This window comes from Promicromonospora sp. NPDC057488 (assembly GCF_042802395.1).
Classification (GTDB): Bacteria; Actinomycetota; Actinomycetes; order Actinomycetales; family Cellulomonadaceae; genus Promicromonospora.
On record NZ_JBHVEG010000305.1, the window covers coordinates 1 to 4,014 of the forward strand.

Here is a 4,014-nt window from a genome sequence, read left to right on the forward strand (position 1 = left end):
GGGCACCCCGATCCGGCGCGAGCCCGGGTCAGCCGATGGCGGTCCCGAAGGCCGCGCCGACGGCGGGCAGGCCTGCGGTGCCGGGCTGGTAGGTCACGACCGGGTCCGCCGTCCCGTCGACCAGCGTGGACCAGGGCAGGGCGTACACCCTGCCGTAGCTGCCACCACCCGGCTGGCCGACGTACAGGTGCGTGCCCGAGGCGAGCAGCGCGCTACCCGTCGCGTCACCTGCCTGCGGCGTACCCGGCAGGACGTCGCCGGGATGGATCAGCGCCTGGAACCCGGCCGCCCCGCCGAGCGCCGAGACGACCGACACCGAACCACCACGGGCCGCGCCCGCGGCCCCCGACGTGTCCCCCGGCGTGCCGGCGGCCACGAGCAGCGACGTGTTGGTGGCCGGGCTCCCCGGCGCGCGGTCGACGACGGCGACGGCCGCGCCGAAGCGGTCGTTCGCCTCGGGCTCACCCTCCATCACCGGGCTGCCCGGCTGGGCCTGGCGGATCGACCGGATCTCCGTCCAGGTGCCGTCGGGCGCGAGATCGAAGGCCAGCGCCCGCCCCGCCGCGGCGAGCGTGCCCACCGCCTCACCCGGGACTCCGACGGCGAGGAGCGACCTGTCCGCCGTGTCGCCCTGCCGACGGAACTGGGCGACGTCCACCGACTCGCCGAACCGGTCGCCCTCCTGCGAGGTCGCCGAGACGGTGTCGAGGTCCTGGTGCAGCGCGGCGATCTCGGTGTACGCCCCGTTCTCCGGGTGCCGGACCACCGAGACCAGACCGGCGTTGGCCTCGCCGTCGGTCCCGCCCGCCTCTCCGGGCACACCGATGGCCATGTACCGGCCGTCGGCGGCGACCGAGTAGCCGAACTCGTCGTAGGCCTCGCCGCCGCCGCGCAGCCCGCCGACCCCCTGCCGGAGCACGATCGCCGACTCGACCGGCTCCGCACCGGCCGGGAACTCCTCCGACTGCACGTAGTAGGCGATGCCCGCGTCGAAGATCGTGCCGAAGTTCTTGCCGGGCACGCCGATCAGGACGTACGGCTTGCCCCCATCGGTACGCCCGGCGGCGATGGAGAAGCCCATCCGCTCGTTGGCCTGCTCGACGGCGTCCCGGATGGCGCCGACGCCGGAGCCCTGCCGGAAGGCCGTGCCCGGCGTGGCGCCCGGGTCGAGCAGCCCGTTCGGGTGACCGCTGGTGACATGGACCATGCCGGCGGCGGTGTTCGCGCCGCGGGTCTCCCACGGGACGCTGATCGCCAGGTCGGTGCAGCCGTCGAGGTCGCGGTCGTAGGTGGCGATGCTGTACCCGAACCGGTCGCCCGCCTCGGCGTCGTCGTAGATGCTGGGCGAGTTCTGCGTGATCTCCAGGGTGCCCTTGCCGCCGCCGTAGATCACCCGCACCAGACCGGCCTGCGCGAGACCGTTCACGGTGGCGTCGGGGTCGCCGATGGCGACGTCACGGATGCCGTCGCAGTTGAAGTCGACGATCTCCCCGCGCGTGGCGGTCGCGGTGACCCAGTCGCGCACGTCGCCCACGGGGGTCACGACGGCGCCGGTCCGGATCTCGGCCGGGTCGCTGCCGAAGCAGCCACCCTGCCAGGACCGGCTGGCGACCGCGACGAGCTCCGTGCCCGAGCCCGCCGACCGCAGGGCGGGAGCCCCGGAGTCGCCGGCGCAGAGAACCGCACCGGCCTGGCCCGCGACGCCGACGTCGCTGCCCGTGACCTGATCGACGGTGAACGTCCCGGAGTGGCGCCGGAGCGGCGCCCACTCGGTGGCGGTCCGGCCGTACCCAGGCACCTGGAGCTGGTCGCCGACGGCCGGCGTCGTCGTCCCGATCGTGGCGGGCACGATGTCCGTGACCGGAACGCTCAGCCGGGCCAGGACGACGTCTCGCGACTCGTGCGGGACGAGCTCGACGACCCGCCGCACCTGGCCGGCCGTACCGGTGAGGTCGATCCGGCCGATCGTCGCCGTGGTCGCCAGGGCAGGCTTGCCGGCCGCGACGGGAAGGCCGACGGCGAGGTCGTCGGCGAAGCAGCTCGCCGCGGTGAGGATCCACTCCGGGTCGACGAGCGCACCGGTGCAGGCGCGCTGGTCGTCGCCGATGTCGAGGCGGGCGGTGAAGGCGTGACCGGAAGTATCCGGGGCGCCCACCACCGCCGAAGCGGTCGGGACGAGCAGCGGAGCCACGAGCACCAGGGAGATCAGAGCTGCGATCCCGGAGAACGCGGGGAGCATCTGACGCCGGTCCGGCATCGGCGGCCGCTTCGGCCGTGTGGTCTTCCGGGCGTTCACTCGACTTCCTCCTCATGGCTCCGTGGCACGGCCACGGACGTTCGTCGGGCGGGATCGCAGACCGAGCAGCGCCTCAGGGCACCAGTTGGAGGTTTCCACAAAGCGCACATATCTGTCTATTAAGACAATTGTCCATGTCGGTTGATGAAATCAGGGCCTCGTAACGATCTTTCACCTTCCGGGTGAAGCACGGATCGGACACCCGCATGACCCTCCGCCCAGCGTTCGTGCGGAACCCGGCCCACGCCCCACCATGTGACCGACGTCACATGAGCGCCGAGCCGCTGCCGCCTCCGACCCTCCGCCCGGCCCCCGACGTCCGCTCCTGGGCCCGGGCTATCCTGGCGCCGTGCTTGCCGTCGCCCAGTTCCACGCACCCCTGCCGCTGACCAACACGATCCAGCGGTACGACTGGGGATCCGTCGACGCGATCCCGGACCTGCTCCGCACCGAGCCCGACGGCGGACCCCAGGCGGAGATGTGGCTCGGTGCGCACACCAGCGCGCCGTCCGTCAGCCGCATCACGCGTGAGACCGACGTCGACCACGTCGCCCTGGACCGCCTGGTCCGCGAGGCGCCCGTGCAGACGCTCGGCCACCGGGTCGCGGAGCAGTTCGGCCCGCGCCTGCCCTACCTGCTCAAGGTCCTGGCCGCGCGCAAGGCGCTGTCGCTCCAGGTGCACCCCTCGCCGCGCCAGGCCCGCGAGGGCTTCACCCGCGAGAACAAGTCCGGGATGCCGCTGACGTCGGCCAAGCGGTCGTTCAAGGACGACCAGCACAAGCCCGAGATGATCGTCGCTCTCACGCAGTTCGAGGGGCTGGCGGGCTTCCGCACGCCGCGCACCATCCTGGACGTCCTGGACGGGCTGGCGGGCGACATGGTCGAGGCGGTCCGCGCGGCCCTGCTGCACGACCGCGGCCACGACGGCATGCGGGAGGCGTTCAACCACCTGCTGTCCGCGCGCGCCGACGAGGCCTGCGCCGCAGACATCGCGGCCACCCTCGACTCGGTGCGGGCCCGTCTGGCGGCCGGCTCCCCGTTCGAGCGCGCCGACCGCACGGTGATCGAGCTGGCCGAGCAGCACCCCGGCGACCCGGGCGCCATCGCGTCCCTCATGCTCAACCGGTTCTCGCTCGAGCCGGGCGAGGCGGCGTTCACGCCCGCGGGCGTGGTGCACGCCTACCTGTCCGGCGTGGGCATCGAGATCATGGCCAGCTCCGACAACGTGCTGCGGGCGGGCCTGACGACCAAGCTCGTGGACGAGGAGAACCTCGTCGCCTGCACCGTCTTCGCCCCGCAGCAGCCGGCCGCCCCCGAGGTGACGACGGCGGGCAGCCGCGGCCAGGTGCGCACCTACCGCGTGCCCGTCACGGAGTTCGCGCTCACGACCGCCGACGTCGACCCGGGCGAGCCCGTGGCGCTGCCCGCGACGGGGCCGCGCATCCTGCTGTGCCTCGACGGCGAGCTGACGCTCACGGCGGACCGCTCCGAGGAGGGGCCGCAGCGCCTGACGCAGGGCGAGTCGGTCTTCGTGCCGCACGACGCCGGCAACCTGGAGCTCTCGGGCGCGGGCCACGCCGCCTGCGCCTGGGTGCCCTGACCCGCGGTCGCGAGCCTGTGCTGCGCGGTGCTGTGCTGCGCGCGCCCGCGATCAGCGCGGTCGGCAGAATGTCAGGTGGTCGGCACCCCGGGGTGCCGACCCTTTCTCATATAAACAA

Annotated in this window: 2 protein-coding genes; one reads left to right on the forward strand and one right to left on the reverse strand. The window is 73.3% G+C overall.

What is annotated here, in order from left to right; translation table 11 throughout:
• Positions 1-28 precede the first annotated feature (28 nt).
• Complete coding sequence (locus tag ACFU5G_RS29455) at positions 29-2,296, reverse strand: S1 family peptidase (protein ID WP_377252615.1); 2,268 nt, start codon at positions 2,294-2,296, stop codon at positions 29-31.
• A 349-nt stretch (positions 2,297-2,645) separates the two neighbouring features.
• Between ACFU5G_RS29455 and manA the strand changes: the two genes are divergently transcribed.
• The gene (gene manA / locus ACFU5G_RS29460; protein WP_377252617.1) at positions 2,646-3,896 is read left to right on the forward strand and encodes a mannose-6-phosphate isomerase, class I; all 1,251 of its coding nucleotides are present in this window, start codon (positions 2,646-2,648) and stop codon (positions 3,894-3,896) included.
• The last annotated feature ends 118 nt before the right edge of the window (positions 3,897-4,014 follow it).